General features: G+C 29.4%; 26 protein-coding genes. 25 read left to right on the forward strand and 1 reads right to left on the reverse strand.

Annotated features, from left to right (window positions below; translation table 11 throughout):
* Positions 1-4 precede the first annotated feature (4 nt).
* From K8354_RS04560 to K8354_RS04580, 5 genes are all read left to right on the forward strand, one after another.
* Complete coding sequence (locus K8354_RS04560; RefSeq protein WP_223445736.1) at positions 5-631, forward strand: uracil-DNA glycosylase family protein; 627 nt, start codon at positions 5-7, stop codon at positions 629-631.
* 36 nt (positions 632-667) lie between these two features.
* Positions 668-1,048, forward strand: coding sequence for a hypothetical protein (locus tag K8354_RS04565; RefSeq protein WP_223445738.1), 381 nt, complete (start codon positions 668-670; stop codon positions 1,046-1,048).
* A gap of 3 nt (positions 1,049-1,051) precedes the next feature.
* A complete protein-coding gene (locus K8354_RS04570; protein ID WP_223445741.1) occupies positions 1,052-1,768 on the forward strand; it encodes a DnaB-like helicase C-terminal domain-containing protein in 717 nt (238 codons plus the stop codon).
* A gap of 257 nt (positions 1,769-2,025) precedes the next feature.
* On the forward strand, positions 2,026-2,364 hold the full coding sequence (locus tag K8354_RS04575; protein ID WP_223445743.1) for a hypothetical protein: 339 nt from the start codon (positions 2,026-2,028) through the stop codon (positions 2,362-2,364).
* Between the two features lie 3 nt (positions 2,365-2,367).
* Positions 2,368-2,691: a hypothetical protein gene (locus K8354_RS04580; protein ID WP_223445745.1), complete on the forward strand. Its 324-nt coding sequence runs from the start codon at positions 2,368-2,370 to the stop codon at positions 2,689-2,691.
* 91 nt (positions 2,692-2,782) lie between these two features.
* Here K8354_RS04580 and K8354_RS04585 read toward each other — a convergent pair whose 3' ends face one another.
* The gene (locus K8354_RS04585) at positions 2,783-3,994 is read right to left on the reverse strand and encodes an ISL3 family transposase (RefSeq protein ID WP_223445747.1); all 1,212 of its coding nucleotides are present in this window, start codon (positions 3,992-3,994) and stop codon (positions 2,783-2,785) included.
* Positions 3,995-4,028: 34 nt separating this feature from the next.
* On the opposite strand from K8354_RS04585, the gene K8354_RS04590 reads away from it, so the two are divergent.
* From K8354_RS04590 to K8354_RS04685, 20 genes are all read left to right on the forward strand, one after another.
* Entirely contained in the window at positions 4,029-4,223 is a 195-nt protein-coding gene (locus K8354_RS04590) for a hypothetical protein (RefSeq protein WP_223445750.1), read from the forward strand.
* 417 nt (positions 4,224-4,640) lie between these two features.
* Complete coding sequence (locus K8354_RS04595; protein ID WP_223445752.1) at positions 4,641-5,939, forward strand: hypothetical protein; 1,299 nt, start codon at positions 4,641-4,643, stop codon at positions 5,937-5,939.
* Position 5,940: 1 nt separating this feature from the next.
* Positions 5,941-6,357 carry a hypothetical protein gene (locus K8354_RS04600; protein ID WP_223445754.1) on the forward strand — a complete coding sequence of 139 codons (417 nt, stop codon included), beginning with the start codon at positions 5,941-5,943 and terminating at the stop codon, positions 6,355-6,357.
* A gap of 3 nt (positions 6,358-6,360) precedes the next feature.
* On the forward strand, positions 6,361-7,830 hold the full coding sequence (locus tag K8354_RS04605; protein WP_223445756.1) for a hypothetical protein: 1,470 nt from the start codon (positions 6,361-6,363) through the stop codon (positions 7,828-7,830).
* Positions 7,831-7,835: 5 nt separating this feature from the next.
* Complete coding sequence (locus K8354_RS04610) at positions 7,836-11,210, forward strand: hypothetical protein (protein WP_223445758.1); 3,375 nt, start codon at positions 7,836-7,838, stop codon at positions 11,208-11,210.
* Positions 11,211-11,221: 11 nt separating this feature from the next.
* On the forward strand, positions 11,222-12,490 hold the full coding sequence (locus K8354_RS04615) for a hypothetical protein (RefSeq protein WP_223445760.1): 1,269 nt from the start codon (positions 11,222-11,224) through the stop codon (positions 12,488-12,490).
* Between the two features lie 3 nt (positions 12,491-12,493).
* Positions 12,494-14,116 (forward strand): hypothetical protein, encoded by a 1,623-nt coding sequence (locus K8354_RS04620; protein ID WP_223445763.1) that lies wholly within the window; start codon positions 12,494-12,496, stop codon positions 14,114-14,116.
* 107 nt (positions 14,117-14,223) lie between these two features.
* Positions 14,224-14,856, forward strand: a complete 633-nt coding sequence (locus K8354_RS04625) for a hypothetical protein (protein WP_223445765.1) — start codon at positions 14,224-14,226, stop codon at positions 14,854-14,856.
* Between the two features lie 8 nt (positions 14,857-14,864).
* Positions 14,865-15,533, forward strand: a complete 669-nt coding sequence (locus K8354_RS04630) for a flagellar motor protein MotB (RefSeq protein ID WP_223445766.1) — start codon at positions 14,865-14,867, stop codon at positions 15,531-15,533.
* Positions 15,534-15,575: 42 nt separating this feature from the next.
* Positions 15,576-16,316 (forward strand): transglutaminase-like domain-containing protein, encoded by a 741-nt coding sequence (locus K8354_RS04635; RefSeq protein WP_223445768.1) that lies wholly within the window; start codon positions 15,576-15,578, stop codon positions 16,314-16,316.
* A 16-nt stretch (positions 16,317-16,332) separates the two neighbouring features.
* Entirely contained in the window at positions 16,333-17,145 is an 813-nt protein-coding gene (locus K8354_RS04640; RefSeq protein WP_223445770.1) for a DNA/RNA non-specific endonuclease, read from the forward strand.
* Between the two features lie 13 nt (positions 17,146-17,158).
* Positions 17,159-17,788, forward strand: coding sequence for a hypothetical protein (locus K8354_RS04645; RefSeq protein ID WP_223445772.1), 630 nt, complete (start codon positions 17,159-17,161; stop codon positions 17,786-17,788).
* 171 nt (positions 17,789-17,959) lie between these two features.
* On the forward strand, positions 17,960-18,220 hold the full coding sequence (locus K8354_RS04650) for a hypothetical protein (RefSeq protein WP_223445774.1): 261 nt from the start codon (positions 17,960-17,962) through the stop codon (positions 18,218-18,220).
* Between the two features lie 128 nt (positions 18,221-18,348).
* Complete coding sequence (locus K8354_RS04655; RefSeq protein ID WP_223445776.1) at positions 18,349-18,711, forward strand: hypothetical protein; 363 nt, start codon at positions 18,349-18,351, stop codon at positions 18,709-18,711.
* Between the two features lie 5 nt (positions 18,712-18,716).
* Positions 18,717-18,899: a CHAP domain-containing protein gene (locus tag K8354_RS04660; RefSeq protein WP_254713041.1), complete on the forward strand. Its 183-nt coding sequence runs from the start codon at positions 18,717-18,719 to the stop codon at positions 18,897-18,899.
* Positions 18,900-19,103: 204 nt separating this feature from the next.
* Positions 19,104-19,892 (forward strand): ankyrin repeat domain-containing protein, encoded by a 789-nt coding sequence (locus K8354_RS04665; protein WP_223445778.1) that lies wholly within the window; start codon positions 19,104-19,106, stop codon positions 19,890-19,892.
* A gap of 89 nt (positions 19,893-19,981) precedes the next feature.
* Positions 19,982-20,782 carry a phosphodiester glycosidase family protein gene (locus K8354_RS04670; RefSeq protein WP_223445780.1) on the forward strand — a complete coding sequence of 267 codons (801 nt, stop codon included), beginning with the start codon at positions 19,982-19,984 and terminating at the stop codon, positions 20,780-20,782.
* Between the two features lie 385 nt (positions 20,783-21,167).
* On the forward strand, positions 21,168-22,526 hold the full coding sequence (locus K8354_RS04675; RefSeq protein WP_223445783.1) for an IS110 family RNA-guided transposase: 1,359 nt from the start codon (positions 21,168-21,170) through the stop codon (positions 22,524-22,526).
* Positions 22,527-22,762: 236 nt separating this feature from the next.
* Positions 22,763-23,038 carry a hypothetical protein gene (locus tag K8354_RS04680; RefSeq protein ID WP_223445785.1) on the forward strand — a complete coding sequence of 92 codons (276 nt, stop codon included), beginning with the start codon at positions 22,763-22,765 and terminating at the stop codon, positions 23,036-23,038.
* 80 nt (positions 23,039-23,118) lie between these two features.
* Positions 23,119-23,790, forward strand: a complete 672-nt coding sequence (locus tag K8354_RS04685) for a hypothetical protein (RefSeq protein WP_223445787.1) — start codon at positions 23,119-23,121, stop codon at positions 23,788-23,790.
* The last annotated feature ends 30 nt before the right edge of the window (positions 23,791-23,820 follow it).

Raw genomic sequence — 23,820 nt, forward strand, 5'->3', positions numbered from 1 at the left:
AATAATGGACATTTCAAATAAACTACAAGACTTAAATTCTAAATGGAGAGCTTCAAGACCTTCTTATAAAAATTTTGCAAATGATGGTATCTTAAACTATTCTGAATATAAAAAGCAGAATCCCAAAATATTATACTTGTTAAAAGAATCTCATTCGGGCTTTGTAAATATAGCTCCACATCCTGAAGGGTATGGACCAATTGGCGACAGCAATGTCTTTTGGAGATATATGAGAGGTTATGAGTATATAATAACTAAGGTTTTAAATAATCAAGAGTATGATGAAAAAAAACTGATGATATTGAAAGAAAATAAAAATGTTAATACTGCTTATGTTAACATAAAAAAACAATGTGATTATAATAAAACTTCTAATCCTAAAGAAATTGAAATTTATACAAATAATGATAAAGAGTTTCTTATTGAACAAATTGAACTAATAAACCCTGATGTGATTTACTGTGCAGGTACTTTTAGTTTTTACCAAATATTATACAATGATGTAAATAAGTTGTCTAATAAAGTCTATAAATCAAATAATAGAATAATTATCGATTACTATCATCTATCACATCGGTCAGGGTATAAGACTTTTAAGGAATTATACGATTTAATTAGCGAAATTAATTAAAGCTATTTATTTGTTTAGCTATAAATACCATTTGTTATGAAAAGCACTGCCACAATATTAAAAAAATTAGAAAAAGAGCTCACGGAACTATCTGCATTATATGAAGAATCAATAAGTGAAAAATTCAAATTAGTACACCAGTTTTATGATTTAGATACTCAACTTTCAGTTACCTTTTGTAAGGATGCTAATACAGATTACATCACGTATCACATAGTTATAAAAAATAGATTAGGGAAGCTTAAAATGTTTCTATCTGGTCAAGGAGAGCACTATGAAAAGTTAAAAATAAAATTAGGAGAACGAAGTGTTGTTTTGAATTTAAAGGCAATTAATCTCGATGATAATGATAGAATTTTTTCACAGGTAAAATCAAATTGGATGGTATTAAATGAAATTTTTATAAATGAAAATTAAAGTATGAAAACCACTACCACACTTTTAAAAGCATTAGAAAAAGAGCCTAATAACAATAGAGAAGACATAAAAACAAGCTTCCCTAAATTTGATAAATTCACGAAGGGTTTACAACCTGGTCAACTCATTCTAATGGCTGGAAGGCCAGGTATGGGAAATTTAACCTTTGTCAAATGTCTAGTGCTCAATACAAGCATCAGACATCAAAATCCAGTAGCTGTATTTTCATTGGAGCAAACAGCCGAAACCTATTTACAAAAAATGATAGCGACAGAAGCAGGCATATCCTATATCGAGGTTCAAAGACAAGACCATTCTGAAGAAACTACTATAAACCTGAATCAAGCAATTAATAAAATTGAAAAAGCAGCCATTTTTATAAATGATGAGTTAGAATTTTCTTTAAATGTGATAAGTTCGAAAATAACAGAGCTCAAAAATGCTCAGGATATAAAATTGGTCATGATCCACGGGTATGAACTGGTAACTTACCAAGAGTATGCAAAAGACTCTAGAAAACAAGAACTAGATACCATTGCAAAGCAATTAAAAATCCTTGCAGAAGAACTCAATATAACAATCATAATTACCCATCAACTTTCTGATATTTCTCAAGCACATTCCCATAAAGAAGTATTGCCTAGTTTAAAGGAAATATACCAAGATACACCCATCGCAAAGGTAGACACTCCAGTATTGGGAGGCATACGAAACCAATAGAAGAGATCATTTTTCTAAAAGATTTAGAAGTGTTGTAAAAGAACATTTTAAGCTAAATGAAGACTATGGAGTTTATAGTTTTAGGCATACCTTTATTTCTAAATTATATAGAAAATTAAGAGAAGATTCAGCTCCATTTGAAGCAAAGAGTAATTTAATGTTAATCACAGGGCATCGTTCCATGAGTGCTTTGGAGAAATATTTAAGAGAAATTGATGCTGAATTACCTGAAGATTACTCAAAATTATTCAAATAACATGAACAAGGAACCTAGAAAAGTACATGCGATTTTTGAAGAATTAAGAGACCGAGCTTCGTATCCATTCTTGTTTTATATACCAAAAAGTTATGTTGAAGTCTTTATGGAAGAAAAAGTGCTCAATGAAATTGATTGGGCATTTGATGTCTTAATTATGGCGAGGAAAAAAATGGATATTATTTTTATGGATGATAAAGACGAATCACAAGAAGTATTCAAAAAGCAACGTGCTTTAAAGGAGAATTTATTTGACTTGGCTGAATATGAAACCGTCTTAAATCCAGCACAATTTTCAATTTTAATTAATAATTACAAAGATCATTTATTTGCAATGTAGTATTTGGCAGACTTATTAGTCTTGGATGTTCATTCAAGTAAAGATGAAAGATATAAAAAGTATTTAGGTCATTTTACGCTACAAAATGCGGCTTATAGGTTGCATAAATCAGGTATTGATAAAGATTTTCCTAATTTTCGAAAAACCCAAGCTGAAGAGGATTTTATGCGGGAATGCGTTATGATTCACTTAAATATTTCAGAAATACTGCAAGAAGAAATTGCTCCACCTAAACAAAAAGTAAAGAAGAAAAAGCAACAGTATATTACAGATGAAGAATCTCAAAAGTATTTGTTAGAAACCGTTTTTGATATAAAAATCGAATAAAAGTTGCACTTTATTGCAATTAAGCGTTAATTGTACGTGCAATTAACGCTTAATACATAAAAAATATGGAAGAGCAATACTGGTTCTACCACTATATTTGTGGGTAAAGATCTAAACCTCCATGAAAAAAGAGTATGGCGCTTCTAAAATTAGCAAAGGTTCTATAACCTCTTCCTACGGTTTTTATTTCTTGTATTTTCCCATTTAATCTTTCTGCCATTGCATTAGAATAGCGTTGTGTTAAAGCATTAATGACACCTTTGAGATGGTTGTTAAACATCTTAGCTACTTTAATAACTTCTTTAATATTAGTATTTAAAACACTTGCTCCCCATTTTATAAATAAAGGAAAAGCGTCTTCTATTGATGCGCTTGCAAAGATGTCTTTAAAATCTTCTCTGACTCGCCAAGCTTTGCTCACTTGATAATTTGCGGCTTGAATGTGTTCAAAAATAATTTGTTGATTATCTGTTAAATTTTCTTTGTTTTTAAGTAAAACGAACCTGCTATTTTTTAATTCCTCGTGGTGTTTCACTTCTCGCCTTCTTACTTTATCAATAGCATCATTAAGATATTTAATCAGATGGAAGCGGTCATGCACGATGTCTGCTTTAGGCAATATTTCTTCTACAGAGCTTAAATAGGCTTTCCACATATCTAACGATACAGTTTCTACAAAATCTCGATTCTCAGGAGTTATAACTCTCTCTAACAAGGCTTTAGCATCTTGTTTATCTCTGCCTGCTACAACATCTATAACACAGCCTGCTAACGGACTACTTAGAACACTTATGTACTGATGCCCTTTCCTAAAAGATTTTTCATCAAGGCTTAAATGTTTAAAGGCAACATCTTTGGGGCGTCGTTCCATGCCGCGTTTTACCGAACTATGGATAATACGATTTACAACATTAAAACCACAGCGTAATAATTTAGCTGTTTGCGTTTGATTTTTAGTTGCCTTGAGTAAATCTATGGTTAGCCGCTCAAATAAATAGGTATGACGCTCATAATTATCTGCCCAAGGAACTGAAATAGTCTTTACTCCTAAAGCAGATTTTACTCTTGGAACTTTACAGTTGATATAGGTCTTAAATTGCAAAGTATCCAAGTGACGCCAACGCCGAGAATTTCTGTGGTCATAAATACTACAGGTTTCAAAGCTTTCTGGGCAGTCTGCATGGTCTAATATATAACTCACGTATATATCAACTTCTTCTAGTTTAAAATTCACTTTTACATCATCTACTCGCCACTCATCCCCAAAATTTAATACGATATCAAAGAACTGTTCTGAAAACATTTTTTTTCGCTAATTTAATAATTCCACAACATTCGTGGTAGAACCATTATTTACTCCAGAAGAAAATAAACCAGCAACTAAAGGGGATGTTTTAAAACTAGCGGCTAGTTTAAAACGATACCATAAAATTAAAAATTTACCACCAAAATTAACGGGACAAATTCCTTATTTTGATTTGCATACAAGCGAAATAGTTTATTTACCGTTAAGAATTTCTTTTAATAACTAAAACTTTTAGGCTCAGCTCATAAATATTTTATTGATGTTATTAAAAAAAAAATGGATTTATTGATTTCTATCAGACATTTAAAAATGATTTTACGGAAACCCGTAAAATTTTATAAAAAGGTAAATATATCTTTGCAGAAAATATGTAGATGGAAATTAAAAAAAAATAGAATTTATTGTGATACTTAATACTTAGTTAATCAAAGCTATCTCATAATTTTTACTTTATGTTATTTTTTTTTAAAATTAAACAATTATTTTATAATGATAAATATTCTATAATTCAATAAACTTATTATATTTGGAAGATTATCATGAAAATTGCTATTTCAAAAATATAATATAATTTCTTTTTTGAAGGTTTTTTGGGTAAATTGAATTACTCAACAAACTTCATATTTATTAAAAATTTCACTATATGAGTAAAAGAATACTTTACAATCTATTAGTTGTTTTCTTTTTGTTGATAAGTTGTAAGTCAGACAGACCGATAGATATTAAGAAAATAACAAGTATATCTGCTGAGTCAGCAGTAATACAAAAGGAAATAAATGAAGTGAATTTTTATTTTGAAAATTCAGGTTCTATGAACGGATATTTAAATGGAAATGATTTTTTGGAAACAATGATTCGAATCATTGGGAACTCTGAAATTGAAAACTTAAATACGTTCTTTGTAAATACAGCAGCCCATAAAACAGAGAATCTTTTAGACAAAATTGAAAAGAACAAGATTGCCGTTGGTAATACTGGAAGTTCTGATCATCAGTTTATTTTTAAAACCGCTATAGAAAACGCGAAGAATAATAATTTAAGTATTGTGGTTACGGACGGCATATACTCTGTAAAGGGAAAAAAACCTAGTATTGTTTCGGTTAAAATTGAACAAACATTTGTAAAAGCTTTAAATGAAAATACAATAGAAACAGTAGTTCTAAAAATGGCATCAAATTTTAATGGTAATTACTATTCAGAAACCTGTAATCCAGGATCTAAATCAATTGAAATTAATCAAACAAGACCGTATTACATCTTCTTATTTGGAAATAATCAAGTTATAAAAAAAGCACTCAACGAAATTGTAATCCTTAACGATTTAAAAGGTCAAGAAGAGCAAGCAAGATTTATGATTACCAAAGATGTTAATATTAATTACACGGTTTTAACTCAAGGGGAGGAAAAACAAGGCAGTTTTAAGCAAACTAGTAAGTCTTGGGTAGTAAAAGAAATTGGTGATGCAGAAAAATTTTCTAAAAGAGGAGTTCCTCTAAAAGATAGTTATCTTCAATTCGGGGTTGCAGTTGATTTCTCTAAAAGAGCTATTCCAGAATCTTATTTATTAAACACCTCTAATTATTCAGTAGTAAATAATACAGGATATAGCATCGAAGAAATAAAAAAAGTAAGTGATTTAGATAAAACTACTAAATCTTATAAATGGATTGATACGCAAAATAAAAAAGGGGAATTTAAATATACGCATATCATAGTTGTAAAAGCAAAAGAAAAACTTTACGGTGATTTAACTTTAATTCTTAATATTAACTTTCCTGAGTGGATAGGAGATACAGGCACGAACAATGATTGCGATATTAAAAACGACACAACCACCACCTTCGCATTCGATCGGTTAATGACAGGTGTTTCAAAAGCATACAAAAAAGTAGGCAAAAGAGATGACTTCTTTAAAATAAATGTAAAAATAAAAGCAAATTAATATGAGTATAATTGCACCAGGGTATGAGTTTTTCTTTGATTGGGATACATATCAAATATTGTTAAATGCAGTGTTTAATAATTTAGATTACAGTAAAATTGGTTGGTCAATAGTTGTGGTCAATTTAATAGCTCTTGCTACTTTTTACAAATTTTGGGACCCTGTAAGTGCTTCGAAGTTAAAGTGGTGGCTATCAATACTAGGAATAGGGATTCTTTCTTATGTCAGTACATCAACTATATTGTACAATAATATTGAAATTATTCAGCATATAGCAACTGGATTATTACCAGATGGTGATTATTTTATTATACAAATGAGTATGATTTCGTTATTATATAGTGTAATTATTGCATTCATTCTATCAGTTTTTCCATTTAGACTCTTCAGTACAAACAACAATAAAAATCCATTTTAAATTATGATAAATAAATTATACGTTTTCGGAATCGGAGGTACTGGTTCTAGAGTCATAAAAGCCTTAACGATGCTTTTAGCATCTGGTATTAAATTGGAAAATAATTTTGATATTGTTGTTCCTATTATTATTGACCCCGACACAGCGAATGGTGATTTAAATAGAACAGCTGATATTTTAATGAAGTATCAAAATATAGTCAATAAATCAGGTGAAAATAATGCCCTTTTTGGTACAAAAATAAAGACCTTAAATCAATTGACAAATGAAAATGTACCAAACCTCAGCAATAATTTTAAATTTAGTATTGATGGTAGTGGTCAAGAGTTTGGCGAGTCTATAGATTATAATGGTTTAGATGCTGAAAACAAATCATTGATAGATTTGTTATTTAGTAAAGCAAATATTAAAGCTGATATGACAGTTGGTTTTAAAGGAAACCCAAATATTGGAAGCGTAGTCTTAAATAAAATTGTGGATTCTCAAGAATACCATGAATTCTCTAATTCTTTTAATGAAGGGGATGCAATTTTTATAATAAGCTCAATTTTTGGAGGTACAGGTGCTTCTGGATTTCCGTTATTATTAAAAAACTTAAGAACTAATGATGCTGGCAGACTCAATTCAGATTTAATTAGTAAAGCAAATATTGGGGCAATTTCTTATTTACCTTATTTTAAAGTATCTGATAACAATAATAATGAAAAAGAAATTGATTCGGCAACATTTTTCGGTAAAGCGAAAGCAGCGTTGAGTTATTATGAACATGCAATTTTTAAGAGCAATGCTATTAATACTTTTTATCATATTGGTGATAATGCAAATAATAATATGAAATATGCTGAAGGCAAAGCAGATCAAAAAAATGACGCTCATTTTGTTGAATTGGCAGGTGCGCTATCAATTATAGATTTTGTAAAAAATATACCTTTATCAAATAATAATAATGATACCGAGATAAAAGAATTTGGTATAGAAAATGGTATAGGTAAATTAAAATTTGATAGTCTAGGGCAAGTTGCAAAAGATAATTTAAGAGTTCCTTTATCTAAACTTTATTTACTCAGTAATTTTATTAAAATATCTATGGATAATTTATTAAAATCAACTGGTTATTATAATGGTGATAAAGGTATTAGTAAAGATTTTTATAATAGCGATTTTTATAAATCTGAATTTACTCCTTTCCTAAATTATTTTAAAGAATGGATTGATGAAATGAAAAAAAATGACATTTCTTTTATGCCTTTTCATGATAATCAAGATCACGATACTTTATTTGATTTTATAATTGGTAATGAAGTTGATAAAGGTGGTATTTTCTCAAAAAATAAAGCAACTGGTAAAATCTTAATTGAAGAAGCTAATAAGTTAATTAAAACTGGCATATTGGATAACGAGAAGCAAGAAGCAAGATTTATTAAAATCTTTGATACAATATTAGGAAACCAAATCATAAAAATTCTAAATTAAATAGCATGAGTAAGAAAGTTTTTAGAATACATAATCAAGGTGCATTAACAAACGATTGGTTTTCGTCTACAGAAATTAATGACGCACTAATAAGCAGTATAAACACAGATGGTGGTAACGGTAAGAAATTACCAACCTCAATACCTAGCCCCTTTGCTCGTATAGATTTAGTAAGAACTGCTTTTGATGTTGTTGGTGGCTCAGGTCAACTAGATGGTATTGAAATTCATGGTAATGCAATGGCGTCTGATAATCATAAATTAATTTCTGATGCCTTAGATATCGGACAAATCCTATTCAATTATAATAAGTTTAAAGACAACTTAAGTTTAGTAGCTTGGGATAAAAGAATAAGTTTAGATAAACTATTAAACGGAAATGAAAAACAAAGACATTTAGGAAAAACCTTAGATCTTTTTTTAAAGCAGGACAGTGTTCAGTATAATTTTGAGTTGCTAGATAAACTTTACATTATTAAATATAATCATGAAATTATAGGGGGTACCTCACCAAGAACTTTGTTTTTTGCGGCGCCTGATGCAAAAGCAATTGATATTAAATTTGGGAATGACATTATGCTAGACGATGGGTTACACCCACTATATAAGCGAGATAAAGAGTATATAAAATACTTATATGCAATGTCGAAATCTCCAGATTTTAATAATTTTTTCCCTGAATTTAATAAGTATTTAATAGCTACTTTTAGAAAAATAGCACTAATTGATCAACAGTTTTATAATGAGTTAATGACATTAAATACTGGAACACATTTAAGTTCTTTAAAAAATGTAACATTCAATGGTAATGCAGGTCATCCTCTTGAAGTTATTTCAGGTTTTGCACTAAAACAATATGTTTTAGATCCTAAGCTTATTGAAAACAATAGTGATTTAGTCATCAAAACAGTTAAAATTAAAGAAGGCTTAAAACCACTGGTGTTGCCATTAAAACCATTAATTCATAAATATATATATACATTTGATACTTGGAATCCTGAAACGATTGTTCTTCCATCAGATAAAAGGCCATTGAATGAAAGAACTCTTCCAGAACAAGGAGATTTGTATCCGTATCTCACTATGAATGACTTCTTAACAGATACAATTGTTAAATTACCATACGATATTGATAAAATTAGATTTTTTACATTAGGGGAAAACAAATATCTATTACCTTTAACAGATAGGTTTTTTGACTATTTTAAGGTAGAAGAATTAGTAGAGGGTAACTTTTTAGAGTATCATGCAAGAGCAGGTGATAGTTTGGAAGTAATATTAAACATACCCATCAAAAAAGGTTTTATTCAATATTCTAAAATTTATTACCCTAAAAAACATAGCGACCCTGCAAAGGGTTCTATAGTAGAAAAATCTTTTGCTTTTTCAATTTTTCCTTTTGTAAATATTGATCAAGTAAATATGAATTACGCTTTAGGTCTTGCTGATGTATTGCCTGAAAAAGGAATTAATTTAGATGTCGAGGTAATAAATACAAATTTAGAAAATTCACATTTAAGTAAAATACAAAAGCAAAGATCAAAAAGCCCAACAATAACAACACAAACATTAGTTGATCAACAATTTGATTTAATAAAAATTCAAGTAGGGAATGTAAATAATTACCTTATTCCAAATTGGCCTCAAAATAGTGCTTTTGGTGGTGATAATTATGAATTTACTATTGATTTTGGTACAACAAACTCTCATATTGAATATAAAATTGAAGGACAAGGAAAAGAAAAAGCATTTGATATTACAACAGAGGATGCACAAATCGCTTTTTTAATGCCAGATGATACTCCAAAAAGGTCTGACTTTTTTAGGATGATAGAAGAAGGTGAAACTCACCTTATGCAAGAGGTAATTGGTAAAACATTTGGGGAAAATCAACTAAGAAAAGCTCCTTTTAGAACTTGTCTAGTGCAAAATCAAGATGTGGATTATCAACAATCTACTTCCATTTTTACACATGTAAATGCAGGTTTTGATTATGAGAAAACTCCAATTAGAGGGTATTTAAAAGCTTTTACTGATTTAAAATGGGCAAAAAATGAAACGAATAACGATACAAGGTTATCTCATTACATTGAGGAATTATTGCTTTTATGTAAGAACAAGGTATTAATCAATAATGGTAATTTATCAAACACAAAAATAAAGTGGTTCTACCCAGTAAGTATGACGTCTAATCACTTGAATAGATTACGTCAAAAATGGGCAAATAATTACAAACTTGTTTTTGGTGAAAATGCGAATCCTACTAATTTAATAAATTTCCCTGAGAGTATCGCTCCTTTCTATTATTATAAGGCTAAAGGAGGTGTCAAAGCAATGGCAAAACCTTCAGTTTCTGTAGATATTGGTGGAGGAACAACAGATATAATGATTTATGCAGATGGGAGCCCAAAGTTAATTTCTTCATTCAGGTTTGCTGGAAACTCTATTTTTGGAGATGCTTTTAATGGGAACATTAATAACAATGGTTTTGTTCAAAAGTATTATAATGAGTTTAAGCAAATCCTTGCTAGTAATTCATTAAACTCTGAATTAAAGATTTTAGAAAAATTATATACTGATAACGAATCATCTCAAGACATTGTAAATTTCTTTTTCTCCTTAAAAAACAATAAAAATGTTCAAGATAAAAAGTTAAATAACCTCGATTTTTCAGAAAAACTTTCTAAAAATGATGACTTTAAACTAGTTTTCTTATTGTTTTATGGCTCACTAGTATATCATATTGCAGAATTAATGAAAGTGAAAGGGTTTGAATCTCCTAGAAATATAATTTTTAGTGGAACAGGTTCAAAAACATTACAAATTATAGATCAGGACACAAATAAATATGCTACTACAAAAAAATTATTTCAAGCAATTTTCAACAATGTCTTAGGTGAAGAAAATTCTAATATTACTATAAAATCGGATCAAAATCCTAAAGAAGTTACATGTAAAGGTGGTTTTTATATAGATAAAGAACTAGAAGAATTAGATCATAAAAAGTTGGTTGAAGTTAATATAGGAAACTATAATAAGTTAAACGTACAAAGTATAAGTAAAGTTACTAACGATACTATAAAATACAAAGACCTTACTAATAGTTATTTAGATGGTGTGCTCAAAAATGTAGAGAACTTCTATAAATTGTTCAGTAAGTTAACTGTAGAATTAAATTTTAAAGACATTTTTGGGGTTTCAAACAATTCGATAAAAGTTTTTGAGAAAATTAAGTCTTTAGATTTATTAGATTATCAACTACAGGGTTTAGCACATTTAAAATCAGATACTGTAGATGAAGATCCCTTGGGTGAAACCTTATTTTTCTTTCCAATTATTGGTAAATTAAATGAACTAGCAAATGAAGTCCTAGAAGAATAAAATAAACTGCTATGAAAAGAAAAATAATATTCGTCATTTTAGTTTTCCTATTTGTAAATTATAATTATTCGCAAAATAAAAAAGACAGTTTAAAAGCTTATAATGAAATTAAAAATTGGGCTGTAGCTAAATTAACAATAGCTTATATCGAAGATCTTAGAACTTGGGATAATAATACCAAACTTAAACCTAGTAATAGTGAACAGAAAAAAGAATGGGATTCCTATAATAAAATAAAAAATAAATATTCCAAATATTCTGATAGTGTAAACTTAGATGAATTAAGTAATCAGTTATCAATAGGCTGGAAGAAAACAAGAGATAGTGTTTTCAAAAGATATAAATTAGAGTTGATTGATAGCACGGTTAGCCTTCATTTTAAGAACATAGCCTTTGTTCCTAAAATGAGTAAAATAGATGAAATACCTAAACAGCCAAGGAAACGTAAAGAAGCTATTCAACTCATCAATGAAGAATACCAAAAATTCATTACAACATATAATACAACCACTAAAAATGTAAATGAAAACAGTTCAAATAATATTCAAGATAGAAATCCAAGAAGACTAAGTAAGGCAAAAGAGTTTTCAACCTTATTTATAGTTTTATTAGGCTTTTCTTTTCTATTTAATATTTTTTTAATATTTAAATTAATATCTAGTAAAAAAGCATTGTTAAAAACAAAAAATGGTAAAAAATATTGGAAAGATCAAAATGAAGTATCGAAAAAGGAAATAGCCTCTTTAAATGGTAAGATCGAAACAATTACAAATAAAGATTTAAGGGAAATAAAATCATTTCAGACTACAAAAGTAGTTGATCAATTAAGTAATGTAAATATATCTAGACCAATCGTTCAATCTAGAAAAGATGAGATTAAAAATGATACAAAAAACAAGGATACTGAACCTATTGAAGATGAAAAAGCAATAACGGTTAATCTTGATATTCAAAAACCGAAGTCAACCTTAATATATTTACCAGCTCCTTTTGAAGAGAAAAGATTTGCCTCAGAAGATGCAAGCGAAGGAATAAAACAAACATCACTATACCAAGCAGAGCTTACTGAAGATAGCAATGAAGTCTACTTTACATTAATGGAAACGGTAGATTTATCTAGAGCTCTAAATTCTCCAAATATATATTTAGAAACAGCTTGTGACTATGAAAATACTTATACTACAAATGCCAAGACTATAGAGGTAGTCGAAAAAGGTATCATACGTTTAGAAGGTAAGGATTGGGTAGTGAAAAAGAAAATAAGAATAAAATTTAATTAAACTATGATAGCTTACATAGAGATTGGAATAATTGTGGCAATAATTGCTTTTCAGGTTAACCTCGCAAGAAAATTATGGTACAAGATTATTGAATATCGTGCAATTTTTGATTTTGAGACATTACCTATTATTTCACAAAAACGAGTTCTAAAGAGTTTTTATGCTTCGGGTAATGTAGAAGATATGCTTTCTTATGAAGAAGAAGATGGTGAAGGTGATGTTAGTATAACCTATCTTGATTACAAGAGAAATAGTAAGGTTTTAGGTACTATTGTTAAATATATAAATGTTTATTTAATAAAAAACAAAGGGGCATCTATAGATTTTCACTTAATCAAAGACATTGTTGACAAACACACAGAAACAATAGAAAATCAAATTGAAAATAGAATTCCTGCACCATTGTATTTAGGTTTGGCTGCAACTATGATAGGAATCATAGCAGGCTTATTTTCAGTGTCTTTTGATAGCGGAAGTAATGCATTAGATTCAATTCAACCTTTAATTAATGGTGTAAAGTGGGCAATGTCTGCCAGTGTAATCGGACTTATTATAACTACGTACTTTTCAATTAAGGTATATAAAGATGCACAAACAGAGGCCGATGAAGAAAAAAGTGAATTTTTATCGAAACTACAATCTGAGTTAATGCCTAAAATGGCAACAGGTAAACTACCTGAAGTAGCTATTTTATCGGGTAAATTAGATGTTTTTGCTAGAAATACATCCGCATCAATTAATCAGCTTGATACAATTGTTCGTGCTACATCAAATACTATAAAAAGAGAGCATCAATTAATAAGTGATATAAAAAAATTAGATGTCTCAAGAATTACCACATCTAATGTCAAAGTATTTAATCAGTTAGATACGATGATGGATTCTTTTTCTAATTTTGCAAACTACTACAACCAGCTCAATAATTCTATGAGTAGTACGTCAGAATTAGTAAAGAGATTACAGCATTTTACAGAAACAACAGAGAATATTAATACAGTACTGGAAAGCATAAAAAATAATATTGAGGCAAGTAATGCAGCGACAAATTTTTTTAATACACACATCGAGTCATTTTCTAAATATGGGGATGCAGTAAACGAAGCAGTTGTTCAAACTGAATCAAAAATGGCGAATGCTATAAACGATTTAGGAAAATTGTCACTTGAGCAATTTAACGCTTTTAATGAAGCAATAGCTGGCTTTGATTCAAAACTAACAACAGCTTTTACCCATTCAATTGAGGTGTTTACCAAAGCAATGGATGAACAAGTTTTAAGAACAGAGCAAGCATTTGAAAAGAGCCGTCCAAAGTTTGAAAAACTAGATCATTTAGATCAGTTAGAAAAATTGAATAGTATTGATAAAAATTTAGAAAATTTACAAAAAGATTTATCAATTGTTTTTAAAAATAGCAGCCAAGATATTATCGCTGCAATCGAAAAAATTAATAGTAACAAAGAATGGCCGATTTCAGCACCTTCAACGGTTAGCGTGCCTGATGTTTTAAAGCCTATAAAAAAAACAAAATTAGAATTGGTTTTGATTGTATTAAAAATAGGAGCTTATTTAACAATACTTAGTTACGGTATTCAATCTATGTTGATTTTTTTTGATATCATACAGTAATGAAAAAATCGAACTTCTTTTGGGTTGGTTTTGCAGACTTAATGTCTAGTTTGTTTTTTATTATTTTAATTCTATTCATTGTAACAGTTTTAATATTAGAAAATAAAATGAAGGAAAATATTGAAATTATTGCAAAGAGTGCAAAAGTTATTTCAGATAATAAAAAGATGATTGCTGAAAATGATAAGTTAATAGCTAAGTTGAAGATTAAAGAAAAAGAATTAAACGTTGAAAACGACAGATTAAATAAATTATTAAAAATTGAAGAACAATTTAAACCTTTAGAAGATAATCCCAATTTTGTGTATTTAAACGATTGCAAAAAATTTGTAGCTAGTAAATTAATCGGAAAAGAAATATTTGAGCCAACAAAAACTGTTATAAAATCGGAATTTCAAGAGATCACTTTAAAGGCTGGTAAATCATTAGAATCTTTCTTGGCTAAATTAAAAAAAGAAAACCCAAGCTTATCTTATCTTTTAGTAATTGAAGGTAATATGGCTAATAAATACGATAGATCAATAGATAAAGATAATCTTTGGGGGTATCAAAAAAGTTACCTCCGTGCATTAGCTGTTTATCAGTTATGGCAAAGTAACTCAATTGATTTTCGAAAATATAATGTAGAAGTAATGATTTGTGGCAGCGGATTTAACGGTATTTGTAGAGATAGTGTTGAGGAAAATAATAAACGGTTTTCAATTCAAATATTACCCAAAACTGAAAACACGAATATCTAAAATAAAGAATGAAAAAGTCAGGTTTTTTTTGGGTAAGTTATGCTGATTTAATGACGAGTCTTTTCTTTATAATGTTGGTATTATACGTGATTTCATTTGCGATACTACAAAGTAAACAAAGTACACTCGAGGCACAAGCAAATCAGCTTAAAGAAATTAAAAATGTTCAAAAGGCCATAGAAAGTTTAGACACTACTTACTATCATTTCGACACTGAAAATAAAAGGTACAAATTAAATATTGATGTTCGTTTCAAATCGAACAGTTCTAATATATTAGACATTCCAAATAATACTAGAAGAAGTCTTGGTAAAGCTGGGAAAAACTTATACGATAAAGTAAAAAGCATCATTGACACAAGTAAAACAATTGACTATTTATTAATCATTGAAGGAAACGCTCAAAGATCTAACAATAATTGGCTTAGAAATCCAAATATGGGATATGATTTAAGTTATAAAAGGGCTTTGTCTTTATTTAATTACTGGAAAAAAATAGGTGCAGATTTCAATAGCCTAGGGAGTCAATGTGAAGTAATCTTGGCGGGTAGTGGGTATTTTAGTCAATCCAGAGATGAAGAAAATGAAAATAATAACAGACGTTTTACCATTCAAGTTACTTCAAAAGTTGGTAAATTTTTAAACGAAATAGAAAAGCCTAAAAAAAAAGGAAATTAATACCAGAAAAAAATCCTTCCTAGACAAAATATTTGATTAAGTATGAGATATAAATTATTAATTGCAATACCTATAATAGTATTTGCTTTCTTTTTAAACTCCTGTAATAGTTGTTCTAGATCAGGAAGAGCAAAAATAATTGCAATGGCTAAAAAAGAAGCAAATAAAAAAAATACAATTCCTGAACCAAATACCATTATTAAAGACATAGAGCCTAAAATTGTTAAAATTGAGGATATTGTAACTCCAAAAGAGAAAACAATTATTAAAAAAGAACTTATCATAAATAAAATTCCACCTGCCGTGGGTAATTTAATACAAGTAGAGGGGCTCGTATTAAAAGAAGTATCAGAATTAAACATTAAACTAAATACGAGTGGTTCTCAAGTAGAACAAATTGTAGCGATGCAAAAGCATATTTTTAAAAACTGGCACTACATTTATGATCCAATTACAGGTAAAGATACTTGGAGGTCAGCTGAAGCAACACTTTCATTAAAATATAAAGACCAATATTCAGGTGATTGTGATGATTTTGCAATTTTATTAGCGTCAGTAGCAAGACAAATAGGGCTTAGATCAAGAATGGTTGGAGGCTTTGATGGTGATTATGGCCACGCTTTTGCTGAATTTTTAGTTCCCGAAAATGAAATGAAAAACGAACTACTGTATGGTGCAGACTATAGAACTGATGCTTCTGGTAAATGGATAAGCCTTGATTGGTTCAAGGGTAATGACCACGATAGGTTTACTCATAATATTAAAATATTTGAAGATATATAACCTCAAACCTTTTAGAATGTCTGCAAAAAAAACCATGTCTTTTTTAATTATACTCTTGCTATTCATAGACTGTAGATCAAAATCAGCACAAGCAAAATTACGAAGTAAAAATGCAGAGAAAAATAGTAGCATTACAACAAATAAAAAGAAAATATTATTGTATCCAACCTCTACTACAAATCAGGTTATTACCCATAGTTATCTGACGTTGTCGTACAGCGAAAAAGATGAACAGCCAGAATGGGTATTCTATAAAATTTCAAATAAAAATTATAATAAACAAGTAAAAAGGACTAACGATTATAGAGAAGATCCTTTTGTGAAAACAGAATCAGCTTCACCAAAAGATTATAAAGGCAGTGGTTATGATATGGGGCATTTAGCCCCAGCTCACGCAATGGCACACAATTATAACGCTATGAGTGAAAGTTTTTATTTAAGTAATATTTCTCCTCAAAAGGCTTCATTCAATCGAGGTATCTGGCGATCACTAGAAAGTAAAGTAGAATATTGGTCAAGTTTTAGAGATTCTATCTATGTCGTTACAGGGCCAATTTTAGACAACCCAATTGATCAAATAGGTGATAATAAAGTAAATGTGCCTAGAGCTTTTTATAAAACGCTAGTTAGTTTTAAAGATGACAAAGCAATGGGTATTGCATTCATCTTACCAAATGAAAAGTCTAGCAAGTCTATTTACACTTACGCGACATCTATTGATGAAGTAGAGAGAATTACAAATATTGATTTTTATTATAATTTAGATAGTTTAGTTCAGGAAAAAGTCGAAGCCAATAGAAATATCAAAAATTGGCTGTCAGTTAAATAATAATTCCAATTGGATGAACGAGCAATTTTTTTCAAATGTTATATTTATACTAATAATAGGGATACTCTTATTCTTTATTGTTAAGTTTAAATTATCAGAGCGATCAAAAAAAAGAGCTAGAAAAAAACGTTTTGAAAGAGGTTTAAAGCTAGAAACAGCAGCAGAAGACTTTTTAAGAAAAAAGGGATTTAATATCCTATCTAGTCAAGAAATATATTTTCATAATTATCTAGTTAATGGTCATAAAAAGCAGAATAAATTAATAGTAGATTATATTACTGAAAAATCAGGAAAAAAATATATAATTGAAGTAAAATCAGGAAAAAAAGCAATTTCTTTAGATGATAAAAACTCAAGAAGACAGCTTTTAGAATACGATTTAGTTATTGAAAACGATGGAGTGATCTTGTTAGACATGGAAAACGAAAACCTACAATTTGTGAATTTTCAGTCTAAAGAAGAACAACAAGAATATAAAATTAGGGAGATTATTATTCTAGTAGCTATTATTGGTATTGTCATTCCTTTTTGGAAAGTAAAAGGTCTTATTGCAGTAATCCTAATTATAATTTGGAAATTTCCCGTAAAAGCAAAAAAGGTTTTAAAGACATTTTATACCTTTAAATTTAGAAAAAACAAGTAAAACACCCAACAATAAATGATAAAAAACTAACGAAATCTATTGATAATAAAATCCAAACCGAACAATAAGCTCTATCCAAATACCAACAACTAAAAGCAGGTTTACTGCAAGATTTGTTAACTGGTAAGGTTGAGGTAAAAGCAGATGAAGAAATTTTAAAAAAGTAACGATATGAAAACAACAAATAACAAAGCCTACGACTTTATGGGTAAACTAGCGCTAGCACTAAAAAGTCAAGACATACAGATTACATTCGACGCCTTAAAGGTAATTTTGAAAGAAAAAGGAATGCGTTATTCAGAAGATAGCAACTTAGGTATTGGGCAATCCGTTTCTGCGGCTTACAAAGCATGGGCAAAAATTGATATAGTAGTGCATCATGCCATTGCAGATAGTTTTACATCAAGAGATGGCAGCCATGCATGGGCATAAATGTTAGATTGTTTTAACTTTTATTCTTAGATATTTTAATTTAAATGAAAGTCATAAGTTTTGAAAAATTTATATAATTTACCGTTTAAAAGTACTTTAGAATGTATAATTGATTAAATTTAGTATTTATGAAAAAGATTATTTTGCTCTTGATATTCAGCGTTTTCTTTATAAATTGTAATTCAGATAGAGTGTATGATAAAAAAGGAAATGAAATTATAGATACCTTTAATAATGTTCCTGTTTATCTGCATCAAGGGAAAAATACTAGACATAAAGCTAGTGACGGATATAATTACGGTTTAGAATGGCAATGTGTAGAGTTTGTAAAAAGGTATTATTATGACCATCTAAATCATAAAATGCCAAATACTTTTGGGCATGCAAAAAACTTTTATATTAGAGGTTTAAAAGACGGACAAAAAAATGCAGCAAGAAATCTTACTCAATATTCTAACAAAAGTAAATCTCAACCAAGAGTAATGATCTAGTAATAATGGATGGGCATACTTTTAATAAATATGGTCATGTGGCGATTGTATCTAAAGTTAGTGACAATGAAATTGAAATTGTTCAGCAAAATTTGGGTAGAATGTCTAGAGCAACCTTTAAGTTGATTCACAAAAATGGAGTTTGGGAAATTGAAAATCATTTACTGTTAGGTTGGTTAAGAAAGTAAGTATTTATCCAAACTTTATAAAACTTGTAAATAGCTGTTTTTCTCTACTTTTTCAAGATTTTTAAATTCAGCGGAAAAATTAAATTGATTTTACTACATTTATAAACATTTTAAAAAGAAAAAATAATAACAATTATAGGATTGTTATGCTTTATTAAAAGGAATTAACTGAATATGAGAATTTGTCCTAAGTGTGATTCAAGAATGGAATTAAAACTTTCGAATAATATCGAAAAGATTGATAACAGAGGATACTATAAAGCAATAGTTTGGTTTTGTTCTGAAAATTCTATTTGTAATTTAGCAAAAGAAACTTTTTTATATAGGGATATATCTGAAGATTGGTTATTAGATTTTTCATATGGAAGAAATTATCCATTTAATAGTTTAAAAATTAAAAATCCAAATGATTTTATATATGACGGAGAAAGGCATTTTGCCATTCATGGGAATTTTGACTACCAGCACTCATTTTCTAAGGAAGAAATAGAACAACTTGAAATTAAGCTTGGTTTTGAAAGTATGGATGATTTTATTTTTTGGGTTTGTACACAAAAGTTAGTAGTTGATCGCAGCGTTCATGGCAATATGCCTGCAGGAAGCCCATACTATTTTACTTTCCAAAACCTTATTCATGGATTAAATTCTATTAATAAAAACTTACTCATTTCAACAAGTAATAATAATGGTAGTATTATTAAACGATCTATATTGCCATGGACTGAATTATTCCATAAAAGAAGAATGGAGGGGATTGAAAGACAGCTTGAAAGTGAGAGAAAAGATCTAGAAGTTGTTGAAAGAAAAGCTAAAAAAGCAACAGTAAATTTATTTAATGCAATTCGTAGAAATAATATTAAATCTATAAAATCACTTTTAAATAAAGGAGCCAGACCTGCTGAAATTAATGAATATGGTCTTAATAGTATTGATTATGCAAAATCTTTAAATCGGGTCGATATTATAGAAATAATAATGAATCATAAAGTCTGATTAAAAGAGAAATAACAAAGCACGACAATACCTGTGCTTAATACTCTTCGGGACAATGCGTATAGCCAAACCGTCGCCAATTAAATAAAATGATGAAAGTAATTCATATAGTCATAATTTCTAGCATGATATTATTAGTTAGTTGTAACAATAATAACCGCATTGCTGTTGAAAAATTAAATAAACAGATAGATAGTCTTAATTCAACTATTAGCTCCTTGAATTCTGAAATTGAAGATTTAGAAATAGAAAATCCTTTTGTGCGGAAATTGCAAACTGAAGCTTCAACTTGTTTGATTATACAGTTTGTACCCAAAGGTTTAGATATTAAACTCCATAGTGTAAGACCTTCCTTTAATGATTCAACATATTTTTGTGTTCCTGCCGCATTCACCTCTCCAGAAACAACAATTGAAGGGGTTTTTATTGAAAATGGAAAAGTTGTAAATAAAGTCAAAAATAATGGAATTAATGGGTTTGTTATGTTTTCAAAAAATGAATGCATCATCGACAAATTGGAAAATTTATCGGACAGTATAATGGCAACTTCAATATCTAAAAACCATAACCTATTTCAGCAGATTTTATTAGTGAATAATTCAAATATAGTTAAATGCGAATTATTTAAGGACAGAAAAAATACAAGAAGAGCGATTATAAAATATGGGAATGGTGCAATTTTTATTGCAGAAACTCACCGACCAGTGACTATTCTTGAATTTCAAAAAGCACTTGTTGAGATTGGGGTGAAAGATGCGTTATATTTAGATATGGGGTCTTGGAGCGAGGGGTGGTATAGGTCTTCTAGCTGTGAACGATTAAGAATAGGGGAATTATTTTCAAACACTAGTAAACAGACAAATTGGTTGACATTTGAAAGGAAAAAATAAAAAGCGATAAAATTTTGTATAAATAATGTCAGGTAAGGTGCAAAATATCAAGGTTTATAGCCCATCCAAACAAGCATAGCGTTTTTGATAGGTAAGTGCCAAGCAGTCTGTCACTACTAATATAATTTATCGTTGGCAGTAATCCTTTATAGACCCCAAGAAACTTCAGTACGTATGCTAACGTAAAAATCGTAATTTAGTGCTTATTAACTTTAGCTCTTTGCAAGGCCGTTTTTCAAAGTGTTGCTGCTTTTTAGTAAGCACGAGCGCAATCCTGGTTGAAATGTTTGCCGTCAGTACATTGGCGATGCACTTGGTGTAATCCCGTTCAGAATAATTTATTTGCCTAAAGCACATTTCCTTAGAGCTTTTAAATTCTATAAATATGGAACAACAAATTAGTTTAGATGTAGTAAACAAAAATGCGGCTGGTATCGACATTGGTAGCAGAAGTCACTGGGTCGCAGTTGGACAAAGTGATGATTTGATTAAAGAATTTGGTGTCTACAATGAGAACCTCTATGAATTAGCCCATTGGCTCAAACAACACAATATTGAATCAGTAGCTATGGAAAGTACAGGTAATTACTGGCAAAATCTACACGCTGTCCTTATTTCCAAGGGCTTTGAGGTTACTCTTTGTAATGGAAAGTTTACCAAGAACATCAAAGGAAAGAAAACTGATGTAAAAGACAGCCAGTGGATACAAAAGCTACATAGTCTAGGATTATTATCAGGAAGCTTCTTACCTGATGAGGATACCGAGATTTTAAGGATCTTTACACGACACAGATACAACCTTATTAAACAAGCCGCCTCTGCCACCAAAAAAATGCAGAAATACCTTAGGTTGATGAATATTCGACTTGATGTGGTAGTTAAAGATGTGGTAGGTCTTACAGGACTTAAAATTATAAGAGCCATCGCTCAAGGTGAAACAATCCCTGAAAAATTAGCAAGTCTGAGACATTACAATTGTAAAAAAAGCGAAGAAGAGATTGCAAAAGCACTTCATTCTAATGGCAGAAAAGATTTCCTTTATGCACTCAAAGACGAACTGGATACTTACGAATTCGTTCAAAAGAAAATTAGAGAATGTGATCACCAAATTGCTTCAAAACTCGATGAAATCATTGGTAAAGACCCCGAAAAACAAGAACACCATATTGACAAAAAACCATATAAAAGAATCAACAAAAACACACCTAAAGACATAGATATCAATCTAAAGTCTTATAAAATGTTTAAAGGAACAGACCTACTTGCCATTGAAGGAATGAGCTACAATAAAGTTCTTACCATTATGAGCGAAGTGGGATACGACGGTATCAAAAAATTTAAGACCGCCAAGCACTTTACCTCTTGGCTAAGACTTGCACCGAACAATAAAGTAAGCGGTGGAAAAGTACTCTCTAGTAAAATTGGCAAAGGAAGTAGTAGACTTAAAATAGCCTTAAGAAACGCCGCTAATGCCATAGGAAATTTAAAAGATAGTACGCCCCTTGGAGATTTTTTCCAAAGAATCAATTTTAGAAAAGGGAGAGTCTCTGCAATAACTGCAACAGCAAGAAAACTAGCAGTAATTATTTGGAATATGGTAGTAAAAGGTGTTCCTTATGAAAATCCTGAAGGCTATCTTTACCTTGACCAAAAAAGAAAATTGGGATTAGTTAAAAGAATTAGAAAACAAATTGATAAATTTGGATTAACTAATGATGATTTGCAAATAACTATAAATCAGTGATATAATTTTACGTTAGTCAGAATTAATACTAGTAACTTTTATAATATTTGGCTGCAAAGAAGAAAAGAAAAAAAGAATAAGAGTAGAAGAACAACTAACTTCATCTCAATTAGAAACAATGAAAGAGTTGAAAGGTTATAAATTAGGAAAAAAATATCAGCACTTCTGTTTGAGGGCTTAACGGAAGTTTAAATTTCTTTACTACTAATCAAAATATCATCCATAAAATGGAATTTGTGTCAAAAGAATATTTAGCTCATTATGAAGACGAACAACATAAGTTTGTTAAGGCAATTAAAAATAAATATAATATTCCAAAAACTAATCAATGGGGAAATCCAAATGGTTCTGATTTTGTTCAATTTATTAACAAAATAGAATATAAAGTTGAAAATAAAGGTACTATAGATTCAAATTATTTATTAACAGTTTCTAAATTTTCAATGACAGACTCAAAATTAGAGGAACAAAAAGATTTTCAAAATCAGGAAAAAGCAAATTCTGATTTTTAACAGAACTCTATATTTGAAAAAATAAACTAAATTCTAATTATATGTATTTAAGAAATTTAATTTTACTAATTGTTCTATTTATGTCAGGAAAATCTGTTTCTCTGTTCACTGGTCCTTCAACTATTAATTCTGAAATTCGACCAATTTCAATAAACGAAAAAGGAGAAGTCTTATGCAGAACCCGTTTTACAAAAAATGAAATGGGTGCACAGCGCTCCATGAAAATTGAATATGGATATTGTATAATAACCAAAGATTCTATTATTGAATTTATAACACATGAACTCAACCCTGAAGCCTATCCCATTAATAATTATAATGCTTATAACAATCATAGCGAATATTGGAATTCTGTTTTTGAAAGTTGTTTTGAAAAAAACAACTTATGTTATTACGGGAATGATATTGCTAAAGATTACGGATTTGAATCTTGTAATATTGAGTATTATAAACTTAATAAAATCATACAGATTGAGGAGTTTGAAAATATTAAGAAAGTCAATTTGTATAAAAACAAACAAATAGCTCTAAAGGGAGGTAGAAGTGCGAAGTATTGTGAAGAGAAATATGTTAATATTCTTTATGATTTCGGAAACTTCGTCATTTTGAAAAATAAAAAGGATTCTTTTGAAGAAAATCTAAGTATAGGTGCTGATTTCGATTATTATAATCCCTACACTAATGAAAATGAAAAAGTTATCAATATAGGATTTGATGTGAGTGAAGTTATTGGTGTTTTGTATATAAAATAGACTGAATCAAATCTAAACTTATTAGCTCTG

Origin of the sequence: Polaribacter litorisediminis, from assembly GCF_019968605.1 — a bacterium.
Classification (GTDB): Bacteria; Bacteroidota; Bacteroidia; order Flavobacteriales; family Flavobacteriaceae; genus Polaribacter; species Polaribacter litorisediminis.